The 26,255-nt window shown below is 74.9% G+C and carries 16 protein-coding genes and 1 tRNA gene; 7 read left to right on the forward strand and 10 right to left on the reverse strand.

Annotated features, from left to right (window positions below):
• Window positions 1-386: 386 nt before the first annotated feature.
• Complete coding sequence (locus ABZ128_RS01665; protein ID WP_356845470.1) at window positions 387-923, reverse strand: MarR family transcriptional regulator; 537 nt, start codon at window positions 921-923, stop codon at window positions 387-389.
• A 124-nt stretch (window positions 924-1,047) separates the two neighbouring features.
• Here ABZ128_RS01665 and ABZ128_RS01670 point away from each other — a divergent pair, with 124 nt between their 5' ends.
• Complete coding sequence (locus ABZ128_RS01670; RefSeq protein ID WP_356845703.1) at window positions 1,048-2,367, forward strand: MFS transporter; 1,320 nt, start codon at window positions 1,048-1,050, stop codon at window positions 2,365-2,367.
• Between the two features lie 61 nt (window positions 2,368-2,428).
• Here ABZ128_RS01670 and ABZ128_RS01675 read toward each other — a convergent pair whose 3' ends face one another.
• A complete protein-coding gene (locus ABZ128_RS01675; RefSeq protein ID WP_356845704.1) occupies window positions 2,429-4,195 on the reverse strand; it encodes an ATP-binding SpoIIE family protein phosphatase in 1,767 nt (588 codons plus the stop codon).
• A gap of 179 nt (window positions 4,196-4,374) precedes the next feature.
• Entirely contained in the window at window positions 4,375-5,790 is a 1,416-nt protein-coding gene (locus tag ABZ128_RS01680; protein WP_356845471.1) for an NAD(P)/FAD-dependent oxidoreductase, read from the reverse strand.
• 342 nt (window positions 5,791-6,132) lie between these two features.
• Between ABZ128_RS01680 and ABZ128_RS01685 the strand changes: the two genes are divergently transcribed.
• Together ABZ128_RS01685 and ABZ128_RS01690 are read left to right on the forward strand one after the other, a co-directional pair.
• Window positions 6,133-6,906 (forward strand): helix-turn-helix domain-containing protein, encoded by a 774-nt coding sequence (locus tag ABZ128_RS01685; protein WP_356845472.1) that lies wholly within the window; start codon window positions 6,133-6,135, stop codon window positions 6,904-6,906.
• 246 nt (window positions 6,907-7,152) lie between these two features.
• Window positions 7,153-9,168 carry a sigma-70 family RNA polymerase sigma factor gene (locus ABZ128_RS01690; protein WP_356845473.1) on the forward strand — a complete coding sequence of 672 codons (2,016 nt, stop codon included), beginning with the start codon at window positions 7,153-7,155 and terminating at the stop codon, window positions 9,166-9,168.
• Here the strand turns inward: ABZ128_RS01690 and ABZ128_RS01695 are convergent.
• Both ABZ128_RS01695 and ABZ128_RS01700 read right to left on the reverse strand, forming a co-directional pair.
• Complete coding sequence (locus ABZ128_RS01695; protein ID WP_356845474.1) at window positions 9,155-12,427, reverse strand: BTAD domain-containing putative transcriptional regulator; 3,273 nt, start codon at window positions 12,425-12,427, stop codon at window positions 9,155-9,157. The two genes, ABZ128_RS01690 and ABZ128_RS01695, sit on opposite strands and share 14 nt — an antisense overlap.
• A gap of 794 nt (window positions 12,428-13,221) precedes the next feature.
• Window positions 13,222-15,399, reverse strand: a complete 2,178-nt coding sequence (locus tag ABZ128_RS01700) for an asparagine synthase-related protein (protein ID WP_356845475.1) — start codon at window positions 15,397-15,399, stop codon at window positions 13,222-13,224.
• A 648-nt stretch (window positions 15,400-16,047) separates the two neighbouring features.
• Here ABZ128_RS01700 and ABZ128_RS01705 point away from each other — a divergent pair.
• From ABZ128_RS01705 to ABZ128_RS01720, 4 genes are all read left to right on the forward strand, one after another.
• Window positions 16,048-17,730, forward strand: a complete 1,683-nt coding sequence (locus tag ABZ128_RS01705; protein WP_356845476.1) for a sporulation protein — start codon at window positions 16,048-16,050, stop codon at window positions 17,728-17,730.
• 67 nt (window positions 17,731-17,797) lie between these two features.
• A complete protein-coding gene (gene lhgO, locus ABZ128_RS01710) occupies window positions 17,798-19,003 on the forward strand; it encodes an L-2-hydroxyglutarate oxidase (protein ID WP_356845705.1) in 1,206 nt (401 codons plus the stop codon).
• Window positions 19,004-19,105: 102 nt separating this feature from the next.
• Window positions 19,106-19,876 carry a tRNA (guanosine(46)-N7)-methyltransferase TrmB gene (gene trmB, locus ABZ128_RS01715; RefSeq protein WP_356845706.1) on the forward strand — a complete coding sequence of 257 codons (771 nt, stop codon included), beginning with the start codon at window positions 19,106-19,108 and terminating at the stop codon, window positions 19,874-19,876.
• 40 nt (window positions 19,877-19,916) lie between these two features.
• Window positions 19,917-21,215 carry a PrsW family intramembrane metalloprotease gene (locus ABZ128_RS01720; RefSeq protein ID WP_356845477.1) on the forward strand — a complete coding sequence of 433 codons (1,299 nt, stop codon included), beginning with the start codon at window positions 19,917-19,919 and terminating at the stop codon, window positions 21,213-21,215.
• Here the strand turns inward: ABZ128_RS01720 and ABZ128_RS01725 are convergent.
• From ABZ128_RS01725 to ABZ128_RS01745, 5 genes are all read right to left on the reverse strand, one after another.
• Window positions 21,124-22,119, reverse strand: a complete 996-nt coding sequence (locus ABZ128_RS01725) for a M23 family metallopeptidase (RefSeq protein ID WP_356845478.1) — start codon at window positions 22,117-22,119, stop codon at window positions 21,124-21,126. The genes ABZ128_RS01720 and ABZ128_RS01725 overlap by 92 nt on opposite strands.
• A 291-nt stretch (window positions 22,120-22,410) precedes the next feature.
• The gene (locus ABZ128_RS01730) at window positions 22,411-23,454 is read right to left on the reverse strand and encodes a PP2C family protein-serine/threonine phosphatase (protein WP_356845707.1); all 1,044 of its coding nucleotides are present in this window, start codon (window positions 23,452-23,454) and stop codon (window positions 22,411-22,413) included.
• Between the two features lie 277 nt (window positions 23,455-23,731).
• Window positions 23,732-23,805: transfer RNA gene (locus ABZ128_RS01735), tRNA-Met, on the reverse strand.
• A 169-nt stretch (window positions 23,806-23,974) separates the two neighbouring features.
• On the reverse strand, window positions 23,975-24,592 hold the full coding sequence (locus ABZ128_RS01740) for a DinB family protein (protein ID WP_356845479.1): 618 nt from the start codon (window positions 24,590-24,592) through the stop codon (window positions 23,975-23,977).
• A 139-nt stretch (window positions 24,593-24,731) separates the two neighbouring features.
• Window positions 24,732-25,988, reverse strand: a complete 1,257-nt coding sequence (locus tag ABZ128_RS01745; protein WP_356845480.1) for an MFS transporter — start codon at window positions 25,986-25,988, stop codon at window positions 24,732-24,734.
• Between the last annotated feature and the right edge of the window lie 267 nt (window positions 25,989-26,255).

Raw genomic sequence — 26,255 nt, forward strand, 5'->3', positions numbered from 1 at the left:
TTTTGGCACGCTGTTGAGTTCTCAAGGAACGGACGCTTCCTTTGTACTCACCCTCTCGGGCTTTCCTCCGGGCTTCCCTTCGTTCTTGCGTTTCCGACTCTATCAGACTCTTTCGGGCCTGACCCCCAGTCAGCGGGGTTTGTCTTCCGGGCTGTTGGGCCCTTCCGACTCCCTGAACTCTAGTGGATTTCCCGGCCGATTCATAATCGGCCTTTTCGGAAATGAATTCGGGCATGCCGAATGCGTTCCCGAGGGGAGATCGCGCTGAGTTGGTGCCGCAACGAGGCGGCGGGATGCGTGGTCGCCAAAACCTTTCGGCTCAGGGACAACTCGAAGAACCTTACGGACCCGAGGAGGCCGTGTCAACCCCGCTCGGGGTGCACCCGTCAGGTCCGGGACTGGAGGTCCTCCACCCGGTCCAGGAGCCGCGTGAGCATGTCGCCCAGGACCCCGCGTTCCGACGTGGAGAGGTCCTGGAGGAGGTCCTCCTCGAAGACCGTGGCCGCCCGCATGGCGTCGAGCCACTTGCTGCGGCCCTCGTCCGTCAGCTCCACGATCACGCGGACGCGGTTGGACTCGTCCCGTTCACGGGTCACCAGTCCTTCCGCCGTCATGCGGTCGATCCGGTGGGTCATCGCCGCCGGCGTGAGGCCCAGCTGCTTCGCCAGCTCGCTCGGACCCATCCGGTAGGGGGCCCCGGAGATGACGAGGGCCTTGAGGACCTCCCACTCCGCGTTGCTGATGCCCAGGGCGGCGGTCTGGCGTCCGTACGCGACGTTCATGCGGCGGTTCAGGCGGCTGAGCGCCGAGACCACCTTCTCGACCTGGGGGTCCAGGTCCTGGAACTCGCGCTGATAGACGGCGATCTGCTCGTCGAGGCTCGGCTCGTGGACGGGCGCGGTGCCGTCGGGGATGTCACCCATGGACGAAGTATCGCATGAGCTCGTTGGCGTCTAACTCCTTCGGTGTGTACTGTTAACCATCGAACTTTAGCTATGAAGTCTTTGGGCTTCAGATCTCCAGGACAGGTGAGAAGTGACCAAGGTGATGGGCGCTGCGATGCGGCGGATCCAGGCCGGCAACGCGCTGACCGCGTTCGGCATCGGCTTCACGGTTCCGTTCCTCTACATCTACGTGGCGCAGGTGCGGGGCCTCGGCTCCATGGCCGCCACGAGCGCGTTCGTGGCCTTCGCCGTCTCCGCCCTGGTCGCGCTGCCCTTCACCGGCCGCGTCATCGACCGCCGCGGCCCCGTCCCCGTGGTCATCGGTGCGGCCGTCGCCGCGTCCGCCGGGGCGCTGTCCCTCGGGCTGTCGACCGGGCTGGTCCCGATCCTGCTGTCCGCTCTGGCGCTCGGCGCCGGGCAGGCGGTCATGCAGCCCGCGCTGGCCACGATGATCGTGTGGTGCTCGACGCCGACCACGCGGACCCGCGCGTTCGCCCTGCAGTTCTTCATGCAGAACCTGGGTCTGGGCATCGGCGGGCTCATCGGCGGACAGATCGTCGACGAGACCCGGCCCGGCAGCTTCACGCTGCTGTTCGGCATCGAGGCCGTGATGTTCCTGGTGCTGGCCGGCGTGGTCCTGACCGTACGGATGCCCCACGCGCCCGGCATCAAGGACGCGGTACCGCGGGATCCGGCGCAGACCGGCGGGGCGTGGAAGCGGCTGCTGCAGCACCGGGCCATGGTCAAGCTGCTCGTGCTGGGCTTCGTGATCTTCTTCGCCTGTTACGGGCAGTTCGAGTCGGGTCTCGCCGCCTTCGGTACCGAGGCCGCCGGGATCTCGCCGTCCACGCTGGGCTTCGCGCTGGCCGCCAACACGGGCGCGATCGTGCTCGCGCAGTTCGTGGTCCTGAAGCTGGTGGAGAAGCGGCGTCGCTCGCGGGTGATCGCGCTGGTCGGGCTGATCTGGACCGGCGCCTGGCTCATCGCCGGGTTCTCGGGGCTCGGACACGGCAGTGCCGTGATGGCCGCGGCCGCGTTCATCGCGACGTACGGGCTCTTCGGCATCGGCGAGGCCATGCTGTCGCCGACCCTGGCGCCCCTGGTGGCCGACCTGGCGCCGGAGGGGTCCGTGGGCCAGTACAACTCGGCTTTCGCCCTCGTCAAGCAGATGGCGCTGGCGCTGGGACCGCTGGGTGTGCCGCTGGGTGCGGGCGTACCGGTCCTCTACATCGGGGTCTTCGTCGCGGTCTCCCTCGGGATCGCCGGGCTGGCTCTGCGGCTCGGCAGGCAGCTGACCGCGGTGCAGGACAGGCCGGCGCTGCTGAAGGTGCAGGCGGCTGCGCCTGCGCCTGCGCCCGCGGTCGTCGCGGAGGCCGCCGGGGCCGTGCCGGCCGCCAAGGTCGTCGCGCCCGCGGTCGTCTGACCGCGACGGAAGTGGAAGAGGGGCCCGGTCCGGGTGGACCGGGCCCTTCCCGCGTTCCGCGCTACTTGTCGGGGAGGGCGAACTCGCACCAGACCGCCTTGCCGCCGCCCGGCGTACGGCGGGAGCCCCAGGCAGAGGCGATGGTGGCGACGATCGAGATGCCGCGGCCGGTCTCGTCGGCCGGTTCGGCGCGGCGGCGGCGCGGGAGGTGGTCGTCCCCGTCGGTGACCTCGATGATCAGGCGGCGGTCGGTGCGGCGCAGTCGCAGCCGCATGGGCGGGGTGCCGTGCTGCAGGGAGTTCGCGACGAGCTCGCTCGCGGCCAGGACGCCGAGGTCGCACAGCTCGACCGGGAAGCGCCAGGAGGTGAGGACCCCCTGGGCGAAGGCGCGGGCGCGGGGGGCGGCCTCGATGCCGCCGAGGAGTTCGAGGGCGGCGTTGTGGAAGAGCTCGGCGTCCGACCCGGTGCGGCTGGGCTGCTGGAGGACCATGACGGCGACGTCGTCGTCGTGGTCGGCGTCCACGCCGAGGGCGCGCATCAGACGGTCGCAGATGACGGCCGGGGTGCCCTGGGCGCCGGAGAGGGCGCGTTCGAGGGCGGCGACGCCCTCGTCGATGTCCTCGCCACGGCGTTCGACCAGGCCGTCGGTGTAGAGGACGGCGGTGGAGCCGGGGCCGAGCGCGATGGTGCCGGAGGTGTGCAGCCAGCCTCCGGTGCCGAGCGGCGGGCCGGTGGGGTCGGCGGCGCGGCGTACGGTGCCGTCCTCGTCGCGGACCAGGATGGGGAGGTGGCCGGCGGAGGCGTATGCGAGCAGGCCCTCGTTGGGGTCGTGGACGGCGTACACGCAGGTGGCGATCTGGCTGGCGTCGATCTCGGCGGCGAGTCCGTCGAGGAGCTGGAGCACCTCGTGCGGGGGGAGGTCGAGGCGGGCGTACGCACGGACGGCGGTGCGCAGCTGGCCCATGACGGCGGCGGCGCGGACGCCGCGGCCCATGACGTCGCCGATGACGAGGGCGGTGCGGCCGGCGCCGAGGGTGATGACGTCGTACCAGTCGCCGCCGACGGCGGCTTCGGTGCCGCCGGGCTGGTAGGTGGCGGCGATGCGGAGGTCGTCGGGCTGTTCCAGTTCCTGGGGGAGCAGGGAGCGCTGGAGGGTGACGGCGGCTTCGCGCTGGCGGCGTTCGCTGGCGCGCAGCCGGTCGACGGCTTCGGCGTGGTCGGTGACGTCGGCGAGGTGGATCAGGACGCCGGTGTGGTGGGGGTCGCCGTCGCCGTCGGGATCGGCCTTGGGGAATTCCACGGGGGTGCAGGTGACGGTGTACGAGCTGCCGCCGCCGGGTGCGGTGCGGTTCTTGGCGGTACGGGGTTTGCCGCTGCGCTGGACCTGGTCGAGGAGCGGGAGGAGGCCGAGCTCGCCGATTTCGGGGAGGGCGAGGCGCGCGGGTGCGCCGGCGGGGCGGGGGCCGAAGCCGGCGGTGTAGGCGTCGTTGACGTAGGCGACGCGGTGTTCGGGGCCGTGGACGAGGGCGACGAGGGCCGGGAGCCGGCCGAGGACCTCCCGTACGGAGAGCTCGTCGAGGGAGGGAACGGCGGTGAGGACGCCGCTGCCGGGGACGGGGCCCTCGCCGGGGGCGGCCGCCCGGCCCGTGCCGCGGACGGTGGCGTCGGCGGGGGCGCCGTCCGGCGTCGTGGCGGTGCGGCCGGCGGCGCCGCGGGCTGCCGGGACGGCGCCTTCGCCCCGCTTGGCCTGGGCTGCGGCGTGTTCGGACCGGGCGGCGGCGCGGCGCTGCGTTCCGGGAAACCGGGCGCTCCAGCGCGTGAAGTTCACTGCGTTCAAGCCTCGTGGTGTCGCAAGTGGTCGCTGTTCCCCGGCTACGGCTGGGGGTACCCCAAGGGGTCGTTCGCGGGTCGGTGTCACGCTGTGGTGTCACTCTGCGGTTGTCACTCTGTGCAGGGGTGAGCCCACCTATGGTCACACGTCCAGTGTGGCCGACCGCACTGACAACGTCAGCCCTGGCTGTCCTGCGGGGGGTTGGGGGCGGGTCTGGGCGGTGGGTCCTTGGGGCGGCCGCCTGCGGCGAGTTCGAATTCTGCCCTGGGATGTTCGAGGGATCCGAGGGAGACGATCTCGCGCTTGAAGAGGCCGGAGAGCGACCATTCGGCCAGGACGCGCATCTTGCGGTTGAAGGTGGGGACGCGGCTGAGGTGGTAGGCGCGGTGCATGAACCAGGCCGGGTAGCCCTTGAGCTTGCGGCCGTAGATGTGGGCGACGCCCTTGTGGAGGCCGAGGGAGGCCACGGAGCCCGCGTACTTGTGTGCGTACTCGGTCAGGAGTTCGCCGCGCAGGGAGGCCACCAGGTTGTCGGCGAGGACCTTGGCCTGGCGGACGGCGTGCTGGGCGTTGGGGGCGCATTCGCGGCCGGCCTCGGCGGTGATGTCGGGTACGGCGGCGGCGTCACCGGCCGCCCAGGCGTGCTCGACGCCTTCGACGGTGAGGAAGGCGGTGCAGGCGAGCCGGCCGCGGCCGTTCTTGGGCAGGTCGGTGGCGGCGAGGATCGGGTGGGGCTTGACGCCGGCGGTCCAGACGACGGTGCGGGTGGGGAAGCGGGTGCCGTCGCTGAGGACGGCGACGCGGTCCTCGCAGGATTCGAGGCGGGTCTCCAGGCGCAGGTCGATGTTGCGGCGGCGCAGTTCGCGGATCGTGTAGACACCCATTTCGGGGCCGACTTCGGGCAGGATCCGGTCGCTGGCCTCGACCAGCACCCACTTCATGTCCTCGGGCTTGACGTTGTGGTAGTACCGGGCCGCGTAGCGGGCCATGTCCTCCAGTTCGCCGAGGGCCTCGACGCCCGCGTAGCCGCCGCCGACGAAGACGAAGGTGAGGGCGGCGTCGCGGATGGCGGGGTCGCGGGTGGAGGAGGCGATGTCCATCTGTTCGATGACGTGGTTGCGCAGTCCGATGGCCTCTTCCACGGTCTTGAAGCCGATGCCGTAGTCGGCGAGTCCGGGGATGGGGAGGGTGCGGGAGATGGATCCGGGGGCGAGGACGAGTTCGTCGTACTCGATCTCGACGCCGCCGGTGCCCTCCTCGTCGGTGGCGAGGGTGGTGACGGTCGCGGTCCGTTTGGCGTGGTCGATGTGCCGGGCCTCGCCGATGACGATGCGGCACCGGCCCAGGACCCGGCGCAGGGGGACCACCACGTGGCGCGGGGAGATCGAGCCGGCGGCCGCCTCGGGGAGGAAGGGCTGGTACGTCATGTAGGGCTCGGGGGTGACCACCGTGACCTCGGCTTCGCCGGCTCTCAGTTTTCGCTGGAGCCGGAGCGCCGTATACATGCCGACGTAGCCCCCGCCGACGACGAGGATGCGTGTACGGGGCGGGGTACCGGGGGCCGCGCCCCGGGAGTTGGCAGCCTTCACCATCCCATGACGCAACGTGGCCGGGAGTTTGTCCACAGGCCTGACACATTGTGTGACCGGAGGGAGTGCCGGGACGGGGCTGCCGAATGGCTTGAGCGGGGGTGGAACTTCGCAGGTCAGGGGGTGTGGACGGGGTGGTTCCGAGGGCTTGGACCGGAAAAGTGGGGGTGAATGCTCCGATCGGGCGGTGGTCCGTCCGGGGCTGCCTCTTCTGAATTGACTCTGGCTCAACTATGTTCGTATCTCGTCGAGGAGTAGGACCGGGCCCACCTGACCGTGGCGCCCCCTCGGCGCGAAGGCGGGGAGTGTCTCCGGGGGGAGACGACTGATTACCGGGGGATACATATGAACATTTCCGATTTCCATGGCTCTGCGACCGCGCTCTCGGGCGAGACCAACGGTCGCGTGATGACGGGCCCGACCACGCACGGAGTGGGTCGCTCCACGCCGCTGCGCGTCGACGCCCAGCGCAATCTCGAACACGTGCTGCGCGCTGCCCGCGAGGTCTTCGGCGAGCTGGGCTACGGGGCTCCGATGGAGGACGTGGCGCGGCGGGCCCGGGTCGGTGTGGGCACGGTGTACCGGCGGTTCCCGAGCAAGGACGTCCTCGTGCGGCGCATAGCCGAGGAGGAGACCGCCCGGCTCACCGAGCAGGCCGAGGCCGCGCTGGGGCAGGAGGAGGAGCCGTGGCAGGCGCTGTCGCGCTTCCTGCGCACCTCCGTGGCCTCGGGCGCCGGGCGGCTGCTGCCGCCGCAGGTGCTGCGGGTCGGGTCGGCGGGCGAGGACGGTGCCGAGGAGGCGGAGGCCGCGCGGGTTCCGCAGCAGCGGCAGGCCGGTCCGACGGGCGCGGCGCCCGAGCTGCGGGTCGTCGGTGCGCGCGGGGCCGTGGAGGACGAGCCCTCGCCGGACGCCGGTGCGGGCGCGCTGCTGGAGGTCGTCGGCCGGCTGGTGGACCGCGCGCGGGAGGCCGGTGAGCTGCGGACCGACGTCACGGTGGCCGATGTGCTGCTGGTGATAGCGACGGCCGCTCCGGCGCTGCCGGACGCGGTGCAGCAGGCGGCGGCTTCGTCGCGGCTGCTCGACATCCTGCTCGAAGGGCTCCGGTCCCGGACGGCCTGAGGCGTCCCGGCTTGAGGCGTCCCGGCCGGCCCTGGGTGGTACGGATGCCCGCAGGGGCCGGTCGGTCTGCGCGGCCCGGTCGGGGCGGTTGCCCGGCCGTCACCCGCCCGGGTGACAGGCAGTACGGCGTTTCGCCGAACTGTGCCCGGACGGGTGGATGCTGAGCCGAGGGCCCCGAGCGCGCGCCCCCCGTGTGACAGGCTTGAACGGTGCACCGGTTGAGTGAGTCGTGCGGGGGCGTCCGCGATGAGCGTTGACGGTCGGGAAGAGCCGTCCGGTGGCGTCGGCGGGGAGATCGGTGCGGACACCCCGCAGGCCCGGCAGGTGCCGGCCCAGCGCGAACCGGGCGGGCGGCACGCCGCCCGGCGCCCGTCGGGTGGGGGTGAGCTGCCGCCGTCCGACGGCGACCTGATCGCCCGGCTGCGTGCGGGGGACGACGGGGCGTACGAGGAGCTGTTCCGGCGGCACGCCGCTGCCGTACGCCGCTACGCGCGGACCTGCTGCCGGGACGGCCACACGGCCGACGACCTGACTGCCGAGGTGTTCGCGCGGACCCTTCAGGCGGTACGGGGCGGGGCCGGACCGGACCAGTCGGTGCGGGCGTATCTGCTGACGACCGTGCGGCGGGTCGCCGCGGCCTGGGCGAAGACGGCCCGGCGGGAGCAGCTCGTCGAGGACTTCGCGGTGTTCGCGGAGCAGGCGGCGGTGGGCTCGGAGGGCGGCGGGCTGTCCGGCCTGGCGGGCTTGTCGGGGGACGACACTCTCGGACTGGGCGCCGACGTGCGGGCGATGCGGGAGGCCGAGCAGTCGCTGGCGCTGCAGGCCTTCCGGAGTCTGCCCGAGCGGTGGCAGGCGGTCTTGTGGCACACCACCGTCGAGGAGTCTTCGCCGAGTGCGATCGCCCCGCTGTTCGGGCTGAGCGCGAATGCGACGGCCGTGCTGGCGAGCCGGGCGAGGGAGGGGCTCAAGCAGGCGTACCTGCAGGCGCATGTGAGTGCGGCGCTGAGTGCGGGCGGGGACTGCGCGCGGTTTGCGGACCGGCTGGGCGCGTATGCCCGCGGCGGGCTGCGGATGCGGGCGGAGCGCGGGCTGCGGGGGCACCTGGAGGAGTGCGCGAAGTGCCGGCTGGCCGCCGGGGAGCTCAAGGACGTCAACGCGGGCATTCCCGCGCTGCTGCCGGTCGCGGTCATCGGGTGGTTCGCCGCCGGCTATGCGGCCAAGGCGGCGGGGGTGGTGGCCGGCGGGGCCGTGGCGGCAGGAGGTGCCGGGGCTGCTGCCGCCGCCTCGGGCGGATCGGCCGCGGGCGCGGGTGCGGCCGGGGCGGGTGCGGCCGGGGCGTCGGGGGCCGGTTCGGCGAGTGCGGGCGCGGTGGGGGCCGGTGGGGCTGCCGGGGCCGGTGGGTCCGGTGGGGCCGGGGTCGGTGGGGCCGTGGTGTCCGAGGGGCTCGGGCTCCCGGCGAAGGCCGCCCTCGCCGCCGGGATCGCGGTGGCAGCGGCCGCCGGGGTGGTGTTCGCGCTGGTCGGTGACGATGCCGAGCCCGGAGTCCCGGCGCAGCCCCCGCCCGGGGTGGCGGCGCCCGCGCGGCCGGCGCCGGTCACCCCGCCCGCGCCGGAGCCGGTGGAGGTGCAGGGCCCCGTAGCGACCGCTGCGGCCTCGCCCCCGGCTTCGCCCGCGCCCTCCGCCTCGAAGCCGCGGCCCGCCGCCGTGCCGTCGCGGGCGCCGAAGGCCTCGCCGACGCCGTCCCCGTCCCCGACTCCCCCGGCGACGCCGGGCCCGCGGCCGGAGCCGGCCCGGCCCTCGCCGGTGCCGTCCCCGCCGAAGCCGTCGCAGGGGTTCGCCCTCGCCGGGCTCGGGCATTCGGCCTTCGGTGACCACGCCGGCCCGGAGCTCCGGACCTGGCACAGCAGCTGGGTCTGGCAGCGCCGGGGGGTGTGGATCGGCGAGCAGCGCTTCGGGCAGGGCATCACCGTGAGCTCCCGTTCCAGCGTGGAGATCGACCTCAACCGGCAGTGCACCGCCTTCTCGGCGCGCGCCGGCGTGGACGGCCTGTCGCTGCCCACCGACGGAACGGTGCGGTTCTCCGTGTACGGGGACGGGCAGCGGCTCTGGCAGTCCGCCGCGCTCGGCTCCGCGGACCGGGCCGCCGCCGTACACGTCTCCCTGGCCGGCCGCACGACGCTGAGGCTGGTGGTGGAGCGGGCCGGGCAGGGCAGTCTGCCGACGCTCGCGAGCTGGGCGGACGGAGTGATCAGCTGCCGGTGAGCAGGGCGGCGACCTCGGACGGCGCGAGCTCCGCCCCGGCCGCCTCCTCCTTCGCGTAGCGCTCGGCGCCCAGCGCGGCCCGGGCGCGGCCGGGGAGTTCCGCCACGGCGGCCAGTTCGGGGACCGAGCGGGAGTGGCCCGCGCGCCAGGCTGTGGAGGCCGCGAGGACCCGTACGGCCTCGGCGGGCCGGTCGGCGGCGGCCAGCAGGACGGCCGCGGTGTCGGCGAGCGAGGCGAGGACCCGTTCCGCGCAGTGCGCGGCGACGGCGGTGGCCAGGGCCGGCCCCAGCCGGGCCAGGCCGGTGGCGGGGCCGTGGGCACGGGCGGCGAGGATCGCGTCGACGTGATCGAGCCCGGCGGTGAGCTGCGGGGGCACCGTGAGCGTGCCGGCGGCGGCGCGGGCGAGCTCGTACTGGGTCCGGGCCTCGCCGAGGTCGCCGCGGACGAGGGCGATCAGCGCCGCGAGCATCCCGCCGTAGGCGCGGACGTCGTTGCCGCCGCCGTGCTGCGCAGCCTCGTGGTGGGCCTGCGCGAGGAGCCGTTCGGCCTCGTCGAAGTCCCCGCAGCAGAAGGCGGTCTCCGCGATCCGGGCGATGGCGAACGGCGACTCGGTGTACGCGCCGACCTCGCGGGCCAGGCGCAGGCACTCCTCGTACTCGGCGCGGGCCCATTCGTAGCGGCTGCGGGATATGGCGACCTCGCCGGCGGCGCTTGCCACCTGGGCGCGGATCCACCGGTCGCCCAGGCGGTCGGCGATGCCGTGCAGTTCGGCGAGGTCGGCGTCGACGGTGGGCAGGCCGCCGGTGATGTCGATGGCGACGTGGGTGCGGAACATCAGGGTGACGCCCAGGGCCCATGCGTCGCCGTGGCGGCGGCAGTTCTCGACCGACGCGTCGAGTCCGGCGCGGAAGTCGACGGCGCTGCCGGTGAGGAAGGCGGTCATCGGCCAGAGCATCCCGGGGAAGGGGACGGTCTCGGGGCCGCCGTGCCGGAAGACCTCTTGCAGGTCGGCGGCCAGGGCCCGGTTCGCGGCGGTATCGAACTGTTCGGGCGAGTGGCCGTCGGCGAGCAGGAACAGCTGGAGCATCCGCAGCCGCATGAAGCGCCAGTACGCGGGCGTGTCCTCGGCCGGTTCGGCTGGGGTGAGGGCGAGGATCCGGCCGGCCCATTCGGCGCCCTCGATCCGGTAGTTGCGCAGTGCCCAGAACCAGCCGAGGGCGAGGCCGAGGCGTTCGGCGGTTTCGGCGGAGCCGGTCGAGGTGGCGTGGAGGAGGGCGGCGCGGAGGTTGTCGAGCTCGGTCTCGGTGCGGCGGATCCAGGGGAGTTGGGCGCCGGAGCGCAGGAGGGGCTCGGCGGTCTCCGCGAGGGCGCGGTAGTGGTCGGCGTGGCGGTCGGCGGCGGCGGCGCGGTCGGCTTCCTCGTGGGCGGCGCGTTCGGCGGCGTACTCGTGGATGGTTTCCAGCATCCGGTAGCGCATGGCGGTGCCGTCGGGGCCGGGTTCGGCTTCGGGTTCGGCGAGGACGAGGGATTTGTCGACGAGGGAGCCGAGGACGTCGGCGATGTCGGCGGCGCCGAGAGCGGGTGTGGTGGCGGGGTCGGCGCACACGGCCTCGGCGGCGGGCAGGTCGCAGCCGCCGGCGAAGACGGAGAGGCGGCGCAGGACGGTGCGTTCGGGCGCGTCGAGGAGCTCCCAGGACCAGTCGACGACGGCGCGCAGGGTCTGCTGGCGGGGCAGGACGGTACGGGAACCGCTGGTCAGCAGGCGGAAGCGGTCGTCGAGGCGGTCGGCGATCTGGCGCGGGGTGAGCAGGCGCAGGCGGGCGGCGGCCAGCTCGATGGCGAGGGGCAGGCCGTCGAGGCGGGAGCAGATCTCGGCGACGGCGTCCGGGTCGTCGGCTGCGGTGAACCCGGGGCGGACGGCGACGGCCCGGTCGGCGAACAGGCGGTGCGCGGGGTCGGGCGGGAGGGGGTCGACGGGGCGGACCGTTTCGCCGGGTACGCCGAGGGGTTCGCGGCTGGTGGCCAGGATCCGGACGCCGGGGCAGTGGGTGAGGAGGGTCTCGGCGAGTTCGGCGGCGGCGCCGATGACGTGTTCGCAGTTGTCGAGGACGAGGAGCAGGCTGCGGTGGGCGCAGTGCTCGACGAGCTGGGCGGTGGGGTCTTCGGAGGCGGTCTTCTCTCGGGCGACGAGGGCGGTCTCGCGCAGTCCGAGGGCGCTGAGGACGGCGCCGGGGACGGCGGCGGGGTGGTCGAGGCGGGCCAGCTCGACGAGCCAGGCGGCTTCGGGCCGGTGGGCGGCGGCGGCGTGCTCGGCGAGGCGGGTCTTTCCGGAACCGCCGGGGCCGGTGAGGGTGATGAGGCGCAGGCGGGTCAGGTCGGTGTGCAGGGAGGCGAGTTCGGGCTCGCGGCCGACGAAGGAGGTGAGGCGGGGGCGGAGGTTGCCGCCGGGGGCGGTGGGGGGTGCGGGCGCCGGCTCCTGCGGTGCGGGCTCCGGCTGTGCGGGCGGGTGCGGTGCGAGGAGCTGCGCGTGCAGGGCGGTGAGTTCGGGGCCGGGGTCGGTGCCGAGGCCTTCGGCGAGGGTGCGGCGGGTGCGCTCGTACGCGGCGAGGGCGTCGGCGGGGCGGCCGGCGGCGCGCAGGGCGCGGAGCTGCTGGGCGCGCAGGGGTTCGTCGTACGGGTTCTCGCGGATCAGCGCCTCGATCTCGGCCAGGAGCCAGGCGGGGTCGGCGGCGCCGGCCCTGAGCTCGGCTTCGATCCGGTCGCGGAGGGCTGCGGTGCGGCGGGCCTCCGCGGCGGCGGCGTGGGCGGTGCGGGCGGGCTCGGGGAGGTCGGCGAGGGCGGGGCCGCGCCAGAGGGCGAGGGCGGCGCGCAGTGCCTCGGCGGCGCCGGCGGGGTCATCGGGGGCGGCGGCCAGGTGCCGGGCGCCTGCGCGGGCGAGGCGGTTGAACCGGTGCAGGTCGATGTCGTCCCGGTCGGCGACGGCGAGGCGGTAGCCGCCGGCGGGGTCGGCGTGGACGGTCTCGCGCCCGCCGAGCGCCCGGCGCAGTCGGGCGACGAGGGCCTGGAGGGCGGCGGGGGCGTCCTGGGGCGGGTCGTCGCCCCACACCTCGTCGACGAGGTCGGCGACGGACGCGGCGGCGGGGCCGCCGGCGCGGAGCGCGAGGGCGGCGAGGAGCGCGCGCAGCCGGGCACCGCCGATGGGAAGGGGGGCGCCGGTCTCGTCGCGCGCCTCGGTGACGCCAAGGATGAGATACCGCACCGCTCAATTCTGCCGTGCCCGTGCCGGGGGCGTACGCCCATTACGGCCCGGCCCGGTCGGGAGCCCGGTGCCCGACCCGGGCGCCGCTCCTGCCGCCGCCGCCCGCCGGGGCGAGGGGCCGGGGCCGGAGGCGCAGGCGGCCGAAGCCGGGCACGAGTTCGGGGCCCGGCGCTGGGGCGGCTGGCCGTGTCGGGCCTTGGTCATGCCGGGCCGGGCAGCGGGTGGCTGGGCAGGTGGAGCCGGTGACCGGGGGCCGGTCGGTGCTGCCGGCCGGCAGCGCCCGGCCGACGCTGGCCTGGTCGAGCCGTCGCCGGAGGAGTGGCGGCACCGCTGGGGGCGGAGCCCTTCACCCGGTGGTGGCGGCGCAGTCGGGCGGCGGGGCGGGGTCCGGGGCGGAGCCCCGGTTCCGGGAAGGGGCGGGGTGGGGAAAGCCGCCCGCAGGGCCCGGTTTCCCGCATCTGATTCCGTCGTGTCGGGGGGCGCCGGGGGCGGGACCAGGGGGCAGCAGCCCCAGGGTGGGGCCCTGTCTGGGCGCCGCGGCCAGTGCCGGAGCCGGAGGCACGCGGCGCGCGCCGTGCCCCGGTTCGGGCCGGGCGTCCGCCCCGGGGCTCGGGCAAGCCTCGGGTCGCGCCCGGCGCCGCCACAGGCCGGCCCGCGGGGCCGGGTACGCCGAGCCTGGGTGCCCGGTGCCCGGCCGGAACCCTCGGCCGGGGGCGGGGCTGCCGGGGGGGCGTGGTCGGCGCCGTTGGCCCGCGGGGCCGGGCGGGCCGGGCGCACGCGGGGTCGGGGTCCCGTCAGGAGAGGGCTGGGCGGCGGTGGGGGATGCCGGTGGGGACGGCGCGGCGGCGGGGGGTGGAGGTGCCCGTCCAGCAGGTGCCGCGGCGGGCCAGGAGGCGGCCGAGCCACAGCTCCATCGAGACGAGCTCCGCGAGGCCGTCCAGCGGGACCGGGCGGCCCTCCGCCGCGTCCAGCAGCGCCTGTTGGACGACCCGGGCCTCGATCAGGCCGGCGTCGGCCAGCAGGGGGGCGGTGAAGAGGGCCAGGAGGGAGGAGAGGGCGGCGCGCAGGCCCAGGCGGGTCGCCGTCTCGTTCGGGGTGTGGGCCGGGGCGCCCCAGCCGGGCGGCAGTTCGCGTACGCCCGCCGAGGACAGCACGCTGCGCAGGATCGCGGCCCGCGCCCCGGGCTGGACCCGCAGGGACTCGGGCAGGGCGCGGGCGGCCCGTACGACCTGGTTGTCCAGGAAGGGGGCGTGCAGGCGCTGGCTGCGGACCTCCACCGCCTGTTCGAAGACCCGGTGGTCCGCCGCGTGGCGGGTGAGGGCGGAGCGGGCCCGGGCCTCCCCCGGACGCAGTGAGAGCGGGGGCCTGCCCGCGGCGGCCGCGAGCCGGATCGATACTTCGGCCAGGGCCTCGCCGGTGAGCCAGCCCGCCGCCGGGCCCGGCCGGGACCAGGTCAGGGCGGCCAGGGAGGCGTCCACCGGGCCGGCCGGTTCGGCGCGGACCGCGCCTTCGCGCAGGCGGGCCGCCGCCGCCTCCATGCCCGTGCGGTAGGGCGTACGGGCCAGCCGGCGGGCCGCCGCGTAGACGGAGAAGGGGACCAGCAGGGACTCGCCGGGCGCCGAGCGGGCCAGCGCGGCGACGGGGCGGAGCAGGTGGCGTCGGCGGCGGTCCATCAGGAGGTCGGCGAGCCGGGCGGGGTGGGCGTCGAGGACCTGGCGGGCGCCGTGCCCGGTGAAGTGGTCGGCCGAACCGGCGGCGAGGCGGCGCCGCTCGCGGGCGGCGAAGACCAGGGAGGGGCCGGGTTCGTCGGTCAGCGGCCCGTCGAGGTCCGCGTACGGGAGGGCTTCCTCGGCGGCGGCGACGACCACGTGGTGCAGCCGCGGGTCGGCTGCGAGGGCCCGGGCGCGTTCGAGTTCGGCCTCGCGGCCCTGAGGGGTGGCGAGGTCGTTGAAGGTGACCGCGAGCAGCCGTTCGCCGGAGCGGCGCAGGACGGTGCCGGGTGCTCCGGGCAGGCCGGCGGCCAGCAGGGCGAGGGTGCCGGAGGCGCTGCCGCCGGAGAGGTCGGCGCCGACGCCGGGCGCGGGCGCGGGCGCTCCGCGGGCGGCGCGCCGGTCGGCGGGGCCCATTCCGGGCACGGGCCCGGGGTCGTGGGGCAGGGTGTCGGGAGCATGGCGGGGAGCCGTGAGCCGGGCGCGCACCGCGTCGACCAATGCTTCCCGTACGCCCTCCACCGCCCGCTCGGGATCGGACTCGGGCGAGGCCACCGCGAGCGAGGCGACCGGTTCGTAGCCGGTGATCTCGCGGGAGCCCTCCCGCAGGATCAGCGCGTGGCCGGGCGGGATCCTGCGCACGCCCGCGTACGGTGTGCCGTCGCCCAGTGCCTCGGGGCTGTCGGGGCAGGCGAGCAGGGCGGCGAGGTGGCCGATGTCGAGCTGTGCCTCGATGAGGTCGGCGAGGGGGAGCGCGGCGGTGGAGTACGCCGTACCGCCGGCCCAGGGCGTGTAGAAGACGGGGCGCGCGCCCGCGAGGTCGCCGACGACGGTGATCCGGCGGCCGGTCTGCACGACGGCGGTGTAGCTGCCGGACCACTGGGTGAGGTGGCGCAGGGCTCCGCCGCGGGCGGCGAGGAGCGCCCGGCGCAGTTCGGCGTCGGTGGCGCCGCAGCAGCCGAGGACGGCGAGCCGGGTGAAGGGGTCGGCGGGGTCGGCCGCGGCGGTGCGGATCTCGTCGGGGCGCCAGTCGCCGACGGCCCACAGCGGGTCCGGGTCGCCCCACAGGAGCTGGGCGCCGACGGGCACGACGGTGCGGTCGGCGTCGCGGGCGGCCGGATCGGCGGGGTCGTGGGGGTGGTCGGCGTCCGCGATCCCGCCGGTCACCGGGCCGTCGGAGCCGTATCCGCCGTCCTGGACGGAGATCCGTCCGGCCGCGGTGAAGCTCGCGGCGATACTGCTCCACCCGACCAACCAGCGCACCGCCGCCTCCCCAGCCCGTGGGCACATGACCGGGGCATGAGCGGCTGGTCGGCGCTGAGGGCGCGGCCGTACGGACCCCGGGTGGCTCGGGGTCCATGCTGCCACGAGACGGGCGCGCGAGAGGGGCGGAGGAGAGCGCGCATGTGGACGGACACGCCACGGTCACACGGTATTTGGCGTTCCGTTCCCACCATCCCATAGGTCGGTTTCGGCCATTCTTCGGCCGTACTGGGTGCTGCCGGGCGCCCTGCGGTGCCCGTCCTCGCCGCGCGCGGGCGCGGTCCGGGGGGCGGGACCGCCCCCCGGACCGTTCCGCCACCCGCGGGGATTGAGGCAGCGGCATCCCCCGGCCCGCCGGATCCACGCAGCGGGCCGACCCACGCACCGCACATCGAATCGCCGGGCCCCGCGCCCGGCCAGAGCGCACGGGCGGGCGCACGGCCACACGGCGGGAGCACGGCAGGGGGGCGTGCGCCGCCGGCGCGGGCCCCGGCCGGACTGTGCACGCGGACAACAATCTCGCCATACGGAAGTCTGGGCCTTAACGCTTGGGAGGCGGGGAACTACGCTGGGTTTACGAAATGCCGGGCGCCTATGCCCCGGCGGCTTATGCGTTGTATGCGTTCCGCGTGTGACGAGGGGTGGCGCATGTCCAGGGAGCTCCGCGAGCCCAATGAGAAGCTCGGCGCCGTCCTCGCCCTCGCGGGCATCAGCAACGCCGGGCTGGCCCGGCGCGTCAACGACCTCGGCGCGCAGCGCGGCCTGACGCTGCGCTACGACAAGACGTCGGTGGCGCGGTGGGTGTCGAAGGGGATGGTGCCGCAGGGCGCCGCCCCGCATCTGATCGCGGCCGCGATCGGCGCGAAGCTGGGGCGGCCGGTGCCCCTGCACGAGATCGGCCTGGCGGACGCGGACCCGGCGCCCGAGGTGGGGCTGGCGTTCCCGCGGGACGTCGGGGCGGCCGTGCGGTCGGCCACCGACCTCTACCGGCTCGACCTGGCCGGGCGGCGCGGCGGCGGGGGGATCTGGCAGTCGCTGGCCGGTTCCTTCTCCGTGTCCGCGTACGCGACGCCGGCCTCACGGTGGCTGATATCTCCGGCGGACGGTTCGGTGGCGCGCGAGCCCGCCCCGGCCCGCGACTCGACGGCCGGGTCCGAGGCGGCGGTGCGCGAGGGCGGGCGCGCCACCGGGCCGGCCCGCGCGGCCGGCCGCGAGGCGCTGCCGTCCCGCGAGACCGTGGCGTCCCGCGAGACCCCGGCGTCCCGCGATCCGGGGGCGAGGATGGTGGCGACTCCCGCCGCCCCTTCCCAGGGGTCGGCGGTGTCGCCGTCTCCGGTTGTGCCCGCGCAGCCTTCGGGCGAAACTCCGCACGCCCCGCCGCCCGCCCTCCTCGCGCTCCCGGACGCCTCGCCGCAGCGGGTCGGCCACAGCGACGTGGCCAAGCTGCGGGAGGCCGCCGAGGACGCGCGGCGCTGGGACTCCAAGTACGGCGGCGGGGACTGGCGTTCCTCGATGGTGCCGGAGTGCCTGCGCGTGGACGCGGCGCCGCTGCTGCTCGGCTCGTACTCCGACGAGGTGGGCCGCGCGCTGTTCGGGGCCACCGCCGAACTGACCCGGCTGGCCGGGTGGATGGCCTTCGACACCGGGCAGCAGGAGGCGGCCCAGCGCTACTACATCCAGGCGCTGCGGCTGGCCCGCGCGGCGGCCGACGTACCGCTCGGCGGGTACGTGCTGGCCTCGATGTCGCTCCAGGCGACGTACCGGGACTTCCCGGACGAGGGGGTGGACCTGGCCCAGGCGGCCGTCGAGCGGAACCGGGGCCTGGCCACGGCGCGCACCATGAGCTTCTTCCGGCTGGTCGAGGCGCGCGCGCACGCGAAGGCGGGCGATTCGGCGGCCGCGGGGGCGGCCCTGCGGGCGGCGGAGGGCTGGCTGGAGCGGGCGCGGGAGGGGGACCCGGATCCGACCTGGCTGGGTTTCTACTCCTACGACCGGTTCGCGGCGGATGCGGCGGAATGCTACCGGGACCTCAAACTGCCGCGGCAGGTGCGCCGTTTCACCGAGCAGGCCCTGTCGCGCCCCACCGAGGAGTACGTCCGCTCGCACGGGCTGCGGCTGGTGGTCAGCGCGGTCGCGGAGCTGGAGTCGGGCAACCTCGACGCGGCGTGCGCGGCCGGCACCCGGGCGGTGGAGGTGGCGGGCCGGATCTCCTCGGCGCGGACGACCGAGTACGTACGGGACCTGCTGCACCGGCTGGAGCCGTACGGGGACGAGCCGCGGGTCGCGGAGCTGCGGGAGCGGGCCCGGCCACTGCTGGTGGCCCCCGCGTAATCGCGCTGTCAGTGGCGGGGTGCAGTATGCAGGGGTGGGAGGTGGCGGTTTGGGCGGCGCGGGCGGCATGGGCAGCGGCAGCGTGGACGGCGACGTGCTGGTGGTCGGCGGTGGAATCGTCGGTCTGTCGACGGCGTATGCCCTGTCGCGGCTGGCTCCGGGGACGCGGGTGGTGGTCCTGGAGAAGGAGCCGGGTCCGGCCCGGCACCAGACGGGCCGCAACAGCGGGGTGATCCACAGCGGGATCTACTACCGGCCGGGATCGCTGAAGGCGCGCTTCGCCGTGCGCGGAGCCGCCGAGATGGTCAAGTTCTGCGCGGAGCACGGGATCGCCCACGAGGTGACCGGGAAGCTGATCGTCGCCACCGGGCGCGAGGAGCTGCCGCGGCTGCACGCGCTGGTGCAGCGGGGCCGGGAGAACGGCATTCCGGTCCGGGAGCTGGGCCCGGCCCAGATCGCGGAGTACGAGCCGGAGGTGCGCGGCCTGGCCGCGATCCACGTCGGCACCACCGGGATCGTGGACTACGGGCAGGTCGCGCGGCAGCTGGCGGAGTCCTCGGGGGCGGAGATCGTCTACGGCGGGGCGGTGGAGCTGATCTCGCGGCGCCCGTCCGCGGTGGCGGTGCGCACGTCCACCGGGCTGGTGGTCCGGGCGCGGGTGCTGGTGAACTGCGCGGGTCTGCAGTGCGACCGGGTGGCCCGCCTGGCCGGGGACGATCCGGGGATGCGGATCATCCCGTTCCGCGGGGAGTACTACGACCTGGTGCGGCCCGGGCTGGTGCGGGGGCTGGTCTATCCGGTGCCGGACCCGGCGTTCCCGTTCCTCGGAGTGCACCTGACCCGGGGGATCGGCGGCGGGGTCCACGTCGGGCCCAATGCGGTGCCGGCGCTGGCCCGCGAGGGGTACGGCTGGGGCGTGGTGCGGCCGCGGGACGTCGCGGACGAACTGGCGTGGCCGGGATCCTGGCGGATGGCCGCACGGCACTGGCGGTACGGGGCGGGCGAGGTCCGGCGCTCGCTGTCGAAGGCGGCCTTCACGCAGGCGGTGCAGCGGCTGCTGCCGGCGGTGACGGCGCAGGACCTGGTCCCGGCGGCGGCCGGGGTACGGGCCCAGGCCGTGCTGCGGGACGGGACGCTGGTGGACGACTTCCTGATCCGGGACGCGGAGCGGACCGTGCACGTGCTGAACGCCCCCTCGCCGGCGGCCACGGCCTCGCTCCCGATCGGGCGCGAGATCGCCCGCCGCGCCCTGGGCACCCTCCAGGGCGCCTGACCGGGGCCGGCCGGTCGGCGGCAGGCCCCGCCGGGGGCGGGGTCGTAGAATCTGGGGATTGTGTCTGAGTCCCTCACCCCCCAGCCCAGCGCCCCGGAAGCCCTGCCGGAGGCGAACGCCCACGTGCCCCCCAAGTGGCGGACCGAGCCGCGGTTCCCCGACGGCCCCGCCCCCGACCCGGCCGGCTCGCACCACGAGCGGCGGATCCGGAGCTTCCAGCCGCGCCGCAGCCGGGTGACCACCGGGCAGGGCGAGGCCCTGAAGCGGCTCTGGGGCACCTGGGGGCTCGACATCGACGGGCACTCCGTGATCGATCTCGACCAGCTGTTCGGCGGGCTGCCCGTCGTGCTGGAGATCGGCTTCGGGATGGGCGAGGCCACGGCGCAGATGGCCGCGGCCGACCCGTCGACCGGGATCCTCGCCGCGGACGTGCACACCCCCGGGCAGGGCAACCTGCTGGCGCTCGCCGAGCGCAACGGGCTGACCAACGTCCGCGTCGCGAACGGCGACGCCATCATCCTGCTCCGCGAGATGCTGAAGCCCGACGCCCTCGCCGGGATGCGCGTGTACTTCCCCGATCCGTGGCCCAAGGCCCGCCACCACAAGCGGCGGCTGATCCAGCCCGAGTTCCTCGACCTGGCCGCCACCCGGCTCGCCCCGGGGGCCGTCCTGCACTGCGCGACCGACTGGGAGCCGTACGCCGAGCAGATGCTCGAAGTGCTCAGCGCGCACCCCGGGTTCGAGAACACCCAGCCGGACGGCGGCTACGCGCCGCGGCCCGACTTCCGGCCGCTCACCCGCTTCGAGGGCCAGGGCCTCGACAAGGGGCACGTCGTACACGACTTGCTCTTCCGTCGGGTGGAGAAGCCGTAACGTCACTCCACGTGTCGGAGCCGCTCGCTACAGTCATCGTGTGGTCCGAGCGCTTCCCGGTGTCCGTTCGTGCGTGCTCGCCGTGCTCTGCCTGACGGGGCCGGTGATCCTCGAACTCGTACGGCAGCAGACCGGTACCCCCGGCTTCTTCGTCGGTCTCGGTCTGGCCGTGCTTCCGGTGCCGCTGCTGATGGCGGCGTTCCGGTGGCTCGGCCGGGCCGCCCCGCACCCCTGGGCGCAGCTGCTGTTCTGCTTCGGGTGGGGGGCCTGCACGGCGGCGCTGATCGCCATACTGGCCAACGACTTCGCCACGGAGTGGATCACCGCGGCCACCGCCGACCCCTCCCACGCCGACGAACTCGGCTCGGTGGCGATCGCCCCGGTGGTGGAGGAGAGCGCCAAGGCGGCGGCGCTGCTGCTGGTGTTCGTCTTCCGCCGGGGGCAGTTCACCGGGCCCGCGGACGGTTTCGTGGTGGCCGGATTCACCGCGACCGGCTTCGCCTTCACCGAGAACATCCTCTACCTGGGCAACGCCTTCGGCGAGGACCTGGTGAAGGGCACGCCCGCGCTGGACTCGCTGACCGCGGCGACCTTCTTCGTGCGGATCGTGCTCTCGCCGTTCGCGCATCCGCTGTTCACGGTGGTCACCGGCCTCGGGGTCGGCGCCGCCGCGCTCGGCACCGGCGGCCGGGCGCGCCGGCTCGGGCTGCCGCTGCTCGGCCTGGCGGCGGCGATGGGCCTGCACGCCCTGTGGAACGCCTCCTCGCGGCTGGGGGAGTACGGGTTCTACTGGGTCTACGGCTGCGTGATGGTCCCGGTGTTCGGGCTGCTGCTGTGGCTGGCGGTGCGGATACGGCGGGGCCGGCTGCGGGCCGTCTCCGCCGAACTGGCGGTGTACGCCGCCGCGGGCTGGTTCGGTCCGGCCGAGGTGCCCGCGCTGGCTTCGGTGCCGGCCCGGTCGCTCGCCTGCGCGCTGGCCCGGCGCAGCGGGGGCCGGGCGGCGGGCCGCGCGGTCGCCCTGTACGCGGCGGACGCGGCCGCGCTGGCGCTGCTGCGCTACCGGGCCCGGCGCGGCGGTGCGGGCCGGGAGCCCGACTTCGCGGGCCGGGAGCGGGAGTTGCTGCACCGGCTGTGGCTGCGCAGGGCGACGGCGGGGCCCGCGCTGTGCCGGGCGGCGGTGCTGGAGGAGCTGCTCCCGGAGCGGTTCGACCCGCCCGGGCCGGTGCCCGTGCCGGCCGCGAGGGTCCCTACACGCTCAGGCCCTTGGACTGGAGCCACGCCAGCGGGTCCACCGTCGAGCCGCCCTTGCGCACTTCCAGGTGGAGATGGGGTCCGGTGACGTTTCCGGTGGCGCCGACGCGGCCGATGGTCTCCCCGGCGCCGACCTGCCCGGAGGTCACCGACATCGAGGACAGGTGGCAGTACCAGATCTCCGTACCGTCCTCCAGCTCCAGGACGATCCGGTAGCCGTACGCGCCCGACCAGCCGGCCGAGGTGATCGTGCCGCCGGCCACGGCCTTGACCGGGGTGCCGGTCGGGGCGGCGAAGTCGAGGCCGGTGTGGTAGCCGGAGGACCACATGGAGCCGGCCACGCCGTAGTGGGAGGTGAGGGTGTAGGCGGAGGTGGGGAGGGAGTAGCTGCCGGCGAGCTTGGCGAGGCGCTCCTGCTCGGCCTTGGCCTCGGCCGCTTCCTTCGCCGCCTGCTCGGCGGCGGCGCGGGCGTCCTCGGCGGCCTTTTCGGCCGCCTCCTTCTTGGCCTTGGCCTCTGCGGCGGCGCTTTCCTGCGCGAGCCGCTCCGCCTCCGCGCGGGCCTGCGTCTGGGCGGCGTCCTGCTGCGACTCGGCCTGCTGGAGGATGCGGTGGCGCAGGGCCTCGCCCGCATCGGGCTGCCGGTCGGCGACGGCCTGGTGCACCCCGGCCGCCTGGGCGGAGCCCTCGGCCGCGTCCGCCGGGTGGGCGCCCCGGTCGCCTCCCGTGAGCCCGAGGTCGGGCAAGGAGGGGATGGATATGGCGACTTGGGGGCGGTCCTGGGCGGTGGCGATACCGCCCGCGCCGACCGCGGCGATGACGCCGACACCGAGCACCGTGGAGCTGCGCGCCAGTCCCCCGCGCTGCTTGGCTACCCGGTGCCTTCCGCGCAGCGGGCGGGCGGAGTCCTCGGTGGGGTTCCATTCACCCCAGGCACCCGCCGTGGGCGGTTCCTCGATCTCTATGCCCTCGGGGGCAGGCACGTTGGAGGCCACCGGGGCACACTCCTCAGGGACGCGCACGCGCACGGCGCCGTCTCTTGCGACGGCTGGGACGACCGCGCTGCGTTATCGAACGGTAATAGACGTGGGGGAGTGATTCCAAGCCGCTGCGGGGGAACGTTCACAGTAATCAGCCACGACGGACGCGGCTTTGGCCTGGCCTTATGCCATGAAACGGTTCAATAGTGGGCAAAATCCCAGGGCGTTCCGCATCTCTTCGGCCACCTGCCGGAATTGACGCCTCGTCACCATCGTTGCGCACAGCGCTCGTTCGACTACGCACCGTCACACGGTCACCGCGAGCAGGGCCATGTCGTCCGTGGACCTGCCGCCCGTGTGCCGGTGCACGTCGCCGCTGAGGGCGCCCAGGAGTTCGGCGGGGCCCGTGAAGACCCGGCCGCGCAGCCGGGCCGGAGGATCGTAGAAGGCCCCGGCCCGGTCCCGGGCCTCGGTGAGCCCGTCCGTGTAGAGCAGGAGCGTGGATCCGGCCGGGAAGGGCCACTCCTCGGCGCGGTCCGGGCCGGCTGCCAGTTCGCCCAGGCCGAGCGGCAGGGCCGGCTCCGCCGGGGCGAGGACCGCCAGGGTCCCGTCCGCGTGCAGCAGCAGCGGCTCGGGGTGGCCCCGGTTGAGCAGCCGGAGCACCCCGGCGTCCGGGGGGACCTCCCCGAGCACGCACGTGGTGAAGCCCTCCACCGCGTCCAGACTGTCCCGCCGGACGCCCTCCCGGGCCAGCGCCCGTTCCAGCCGCCGCGCCAGCCCCTCCAGCGTCGGTTCCGTCTCCGCCGCCTCCCGGAAGGCCCCGAGGACCACCGCCACCGCCTCCACCGCGCCCAGGCCCTTGCCCCGTACGTCGCCCACCGCCAGCCGCACCCCGTACGGGCCGTCCTGCACGGCGTACAGGTCCCCGCCGATGAAGGCGTCGGCCTGGGCGGCCTCGTACCGGGCCGCCACCTGCAGGCCTCCGATGCGCTCGGGCGGCCTCGGCAGTACGGCGCGCTGGGCGGCCTCGGCGATGCCCCGGGCGGAGGCGAGGAGCTCTCCGCTGCGCCGCACCACCCGGTTGATCAGCAGGGCGAGACCGGAGACGGTCAGCACGGTCACCAGCTCGGTCAGCGGCTCACCGCGCCAGCCGGTCCGGTGGTACAGGTGCAGCAGGACCACCGTCAGCGAGGCCAGGGCGCCCACCAGGGCCGTGGCCCGCAGGGAGAACAGGGGCGCGGCGACCAGCGGGGCCGCGGAGAAGAAGGGGGATCCGGTGTAGCTGGGCGGCGTCATCAGGTCGAAGGCGAGCCCGGCCGCGATCAGCACGGCCGGAAGGGCGCGGACCACCTGCCGGGCCGCCCGGCTCCCGGTGGCTCCCGCCTGCCCGCTCTCGTCCTGCCCGCTCTCGTCCTGCCCGCTCTCGTCCTGTCGGCCGCCCAGCCCCACCACGCTGCTCTCCTGACCGGTGCTCGCACGGGGGCGGGCCGCTGCCGCCTCGCCCTCCAGGCTGGCCGCAGCGGGGGCCGTACGGCGACCGGGCCTGAGCCGAGCGGGTGAGCTCGGGCCGGAGACCGGTGGAACGACGAAGGCCCGGTTCCCAAGGGAACCGGGCCTTCGTACGGAGTAGCGGGGACAGGATTTGAACCTGCGACCTCTGGGTTATGAGCCCAGCGAGCTACCGAGCTGCTCCACCCCGCGTCGGTGAACACAACCCTACGCCATCCGTGGGACGGTCACCGCCAATTAACGGCGCCGCCGCCCCGGCGGATGACATATCCCCTGGTCAGAGGGGTACGACCGGGTCAAAGTGGGTTCCCGGAGGCGGTCAGGACGACGGCACACGGGTGTGGCATCGCAGCGGCGGGGCCTACCGCAGGCCGAGGGACTCGTAGGTGGCGTCGAGCTCGGTGACGTCGAGGCCGGCCGCCTGGCGCACCAGTCGGATGGCCCGGTAGATCTGGTTGATGTGCGCGATGTCGTGGCCGATGACCTTGCGGATCATGACCTCCATCGTTTCTCCGCCCTGCTCGCCGTGGCGGCCGGTGCGCTGCCAGTCCTCGGCCGGGAGCGCGGCGAGCAGCGCGACGTTGGAGGCGCGCAGACCGGTCCAGGCGTCGAGCATCTGGCGGAACGGGAGCCGGGGCAGCGGGGCCCACAGCTGCTCGTCGTAGCCGGGGTAGACCGGGTTGTCCTCGGTGGCCACCAGGCGCCAGCGGAAGCCGTAGACGATGTCGACGTCGAAGAGGTGGCCGACGATGAAGGCGGCGGGCCACTCGCCCGGCTCCGGGACGGTCTCGGCGAGCTCGGTGGGCAGGTCGGCGAAGAGCTGCGCCGCCCAGACGGGGGTCTTGGCGAGGACGTCGAACGGGTCGCGGTCGCCCGCCACTTCGAGGAGGGCGCTGACGTAGGCCGCGGGGTCCTCGGTGGCGGAGGGGATGTCGATGCGGTGCACGTCGGCTGCCGCCGGTGCGGTGGGGGTGGTCACGGGGTCGTGCCTTTCGGTCGGTGACGGCTGTGGTGGGCCTGTCGGGTCTGGTGTGTGCGGTGGGTATGGGGGGTGGGTCTGGGGGGCGGGTCTGGGGGGCGGGTCTGGGGGGGCGTGCGCGTCCGGGCGGCGGGCGGGGTCAGGTGGCGGCGACCGGCTCGGGTGCCTCGGCCGCGGCGGCGGTGCTCTGCCCGCCCCGCTTGCCGGGGTCGGCGCCCAGCACCAGCAGGGCGCCGAGGCCGGCGACGCCGGCGCAGACCACCCAGTGGAGCGGCGCCGAGATGCCGTAGAGCAGTCCGCCGACGGCCGGGCCGAGGGCGCCGCCGAGGGTGTGGGCGATGCCCTCCGCGCCCTGGTAGCGCCCGCGCAGGTGGGCCGGTGAGAACTCGGCGGGGTAGGCGTTGGCGATCGGGGTGTAGACCGTCTCGGCGACCGTCCACACCACCACCGTCAGCGCGAGCAGCCAGATGGCCTGCATGGCTCCGGTGAGGGCCATGCCGAGGCCGAGCAGGGCCAGGCCGGCGGCGATCACCCGGCGCGGGTTGCGGCGCTCGGTGTGCTTGGTCAGCGGGAGCTCGATGACCACGCAGAGCAGGGCGTTCAGGCCGAGCAGCAGGCCGTAGACCTTGTTGTCGAAGCCGGCGTCGGTCACGTGCAGCGGCAGCGTGGCCGTGGACTGTCCGTAGACGAAGGTCGCGGCCACCATCGAGCCGAGGAAGAGCAGGTACGGCCGGTCGGTGAGCACCTCGCGGTAACCGCCCTTGCCCGCCTTGGCGCCGGTGTCCGCGCCCTCCGCGGCGGGGGCTTCGACGGGCGGCCGGCCGCCCGGCAGCGTGGCCAGGGCCAGCGCGCCGAAGGCGAAGGAGAACAGCGCGTCGCCGAGGAAGACGTAGGTGTACGAGGCGCCGCTGAGCAGGCCGCCGACGAGCGGGCCGACCGCCATGCCGACGTTGATGGCGAGCCGCAGCACGGCGAAGGCCGTCACCCGCTGCTTCTCCGGGACCACGTCGACCAGCAGGGCACCGGCCGCGGGCCGGTACAGCTGGGCGAAGACGCCGACGAGGCCGACGAGGGCGGTGGTCGCGACCAGTCCGTGGGTCAGCGGTACGAGGGCCGTGGCGGCGCTGCTGCCGAACATGGACACCGCGATGGCGGTGCGCCGCCCGAACCGGTCGGCGACCGTACCGCCGACGGCATTTCCGATGAACGCTCCGACTCCGACGAAGCCGAGGGCGACACCGGCCTGGAATGCGGAGAATCCCTGGGCGACCAGGAACAGCACGAGGAATACGTTGAGGAAATTGCCGAATTTGATGAGGAACATTCCGGAGAAGATCACCCAGGCGCTTCTGGGCAGGTCACGCAATCGTCGGCGCAAGGGGTCCTCGCCGGCCATGGGGGGCTCCTTCTCGATGGGGGGATGAGGTGGTGACCTCCATCAAACCCGCCGGTCAAGGCCCTGCCCAGGGGCGAGGGCTGGCACAAAGCTGGCTGGCACATTCCTGCCCGCTCCCGCCCGCGCGCCCGTTCCACGAGCCGCGGCCTCCCTGCGCGGCCGGTCTGCCGCCGGCCACCGGCCGCCACCTGCTGCGTCATTCGTGCCGGGCATTCTTGTGCCAGCCCGAAACCATTTCCCGGCCCGGATTCCTGCTGCAGAGTTCTG

The organism is Streptomyces sp. NPDC006326 (assembly GCF_040612915.1).
GTDB lineage: Bacteria > Actinomycetota > Actinomycetes > Streptomycetales > Streptomycetaceae > Streptomyces.

Bases quoted from the DNA above. Each gene is read 5' to 3' on its own strand.
- ABZ128_RS01665 (WP_356845470.1), bottom strand. From the start codon at position 923: ATGGGTGACATCCCCGACGGCACCGCGCCCGTCCACGAGCCGAGCCTC.
- ABZ128_RS01670 (WP_356845703.1), top strand. From the start codon at position 1,048: ATGGGCGCTGCGATGCGGCGGATCCAGGCCGGCAACGCGCTGACCGCG.
- ABZ128_RS01680 (WP_356845471.1), bottom strand. From the start codon at position 5,790: ATGGTGAAGGCTGCCAACTCCCGGGGCGCGGCCCCCGGTACCCCGCCC.
- ABZ128_RS01685 (WP_356845472.1), top strand. From the start codon at position 6,133: ATGAACATTTCCGATTTCCATGGCTCTGCGACCGCGCTCTCGGGCGAG.
- ABZ128_RS01690 (WP_356845473.1), top strand. From the start codon at position 7,153: ATGAGCGTTGACGGTCGGGAAGAGCCGTCCGGTGGCGTCGGCGGGGAG.
- ABZ128_RS01705 (WP_356845476.1), top strand. From the start codon at position 16,048: ATGTCCAGGGAGCTCCGCGAGCCCAATGAGAAGCTCGGCGCCGTCCTC.
- lhgO (WP_356845705.1), top strand. From the start codon at position 17,798: ATGGGCAGCGGCAGCGTGGACGGCGACGTGCTGGTGGTCGGCGGTGGA.
- ABZ128_RS01745 (WP_356845480.1), bottom strand. From the start codon at position 25,988: ATGGCCGGCGAGGACCCCTTGCGCCGACGATTGCGTGACCTGCCCAGA.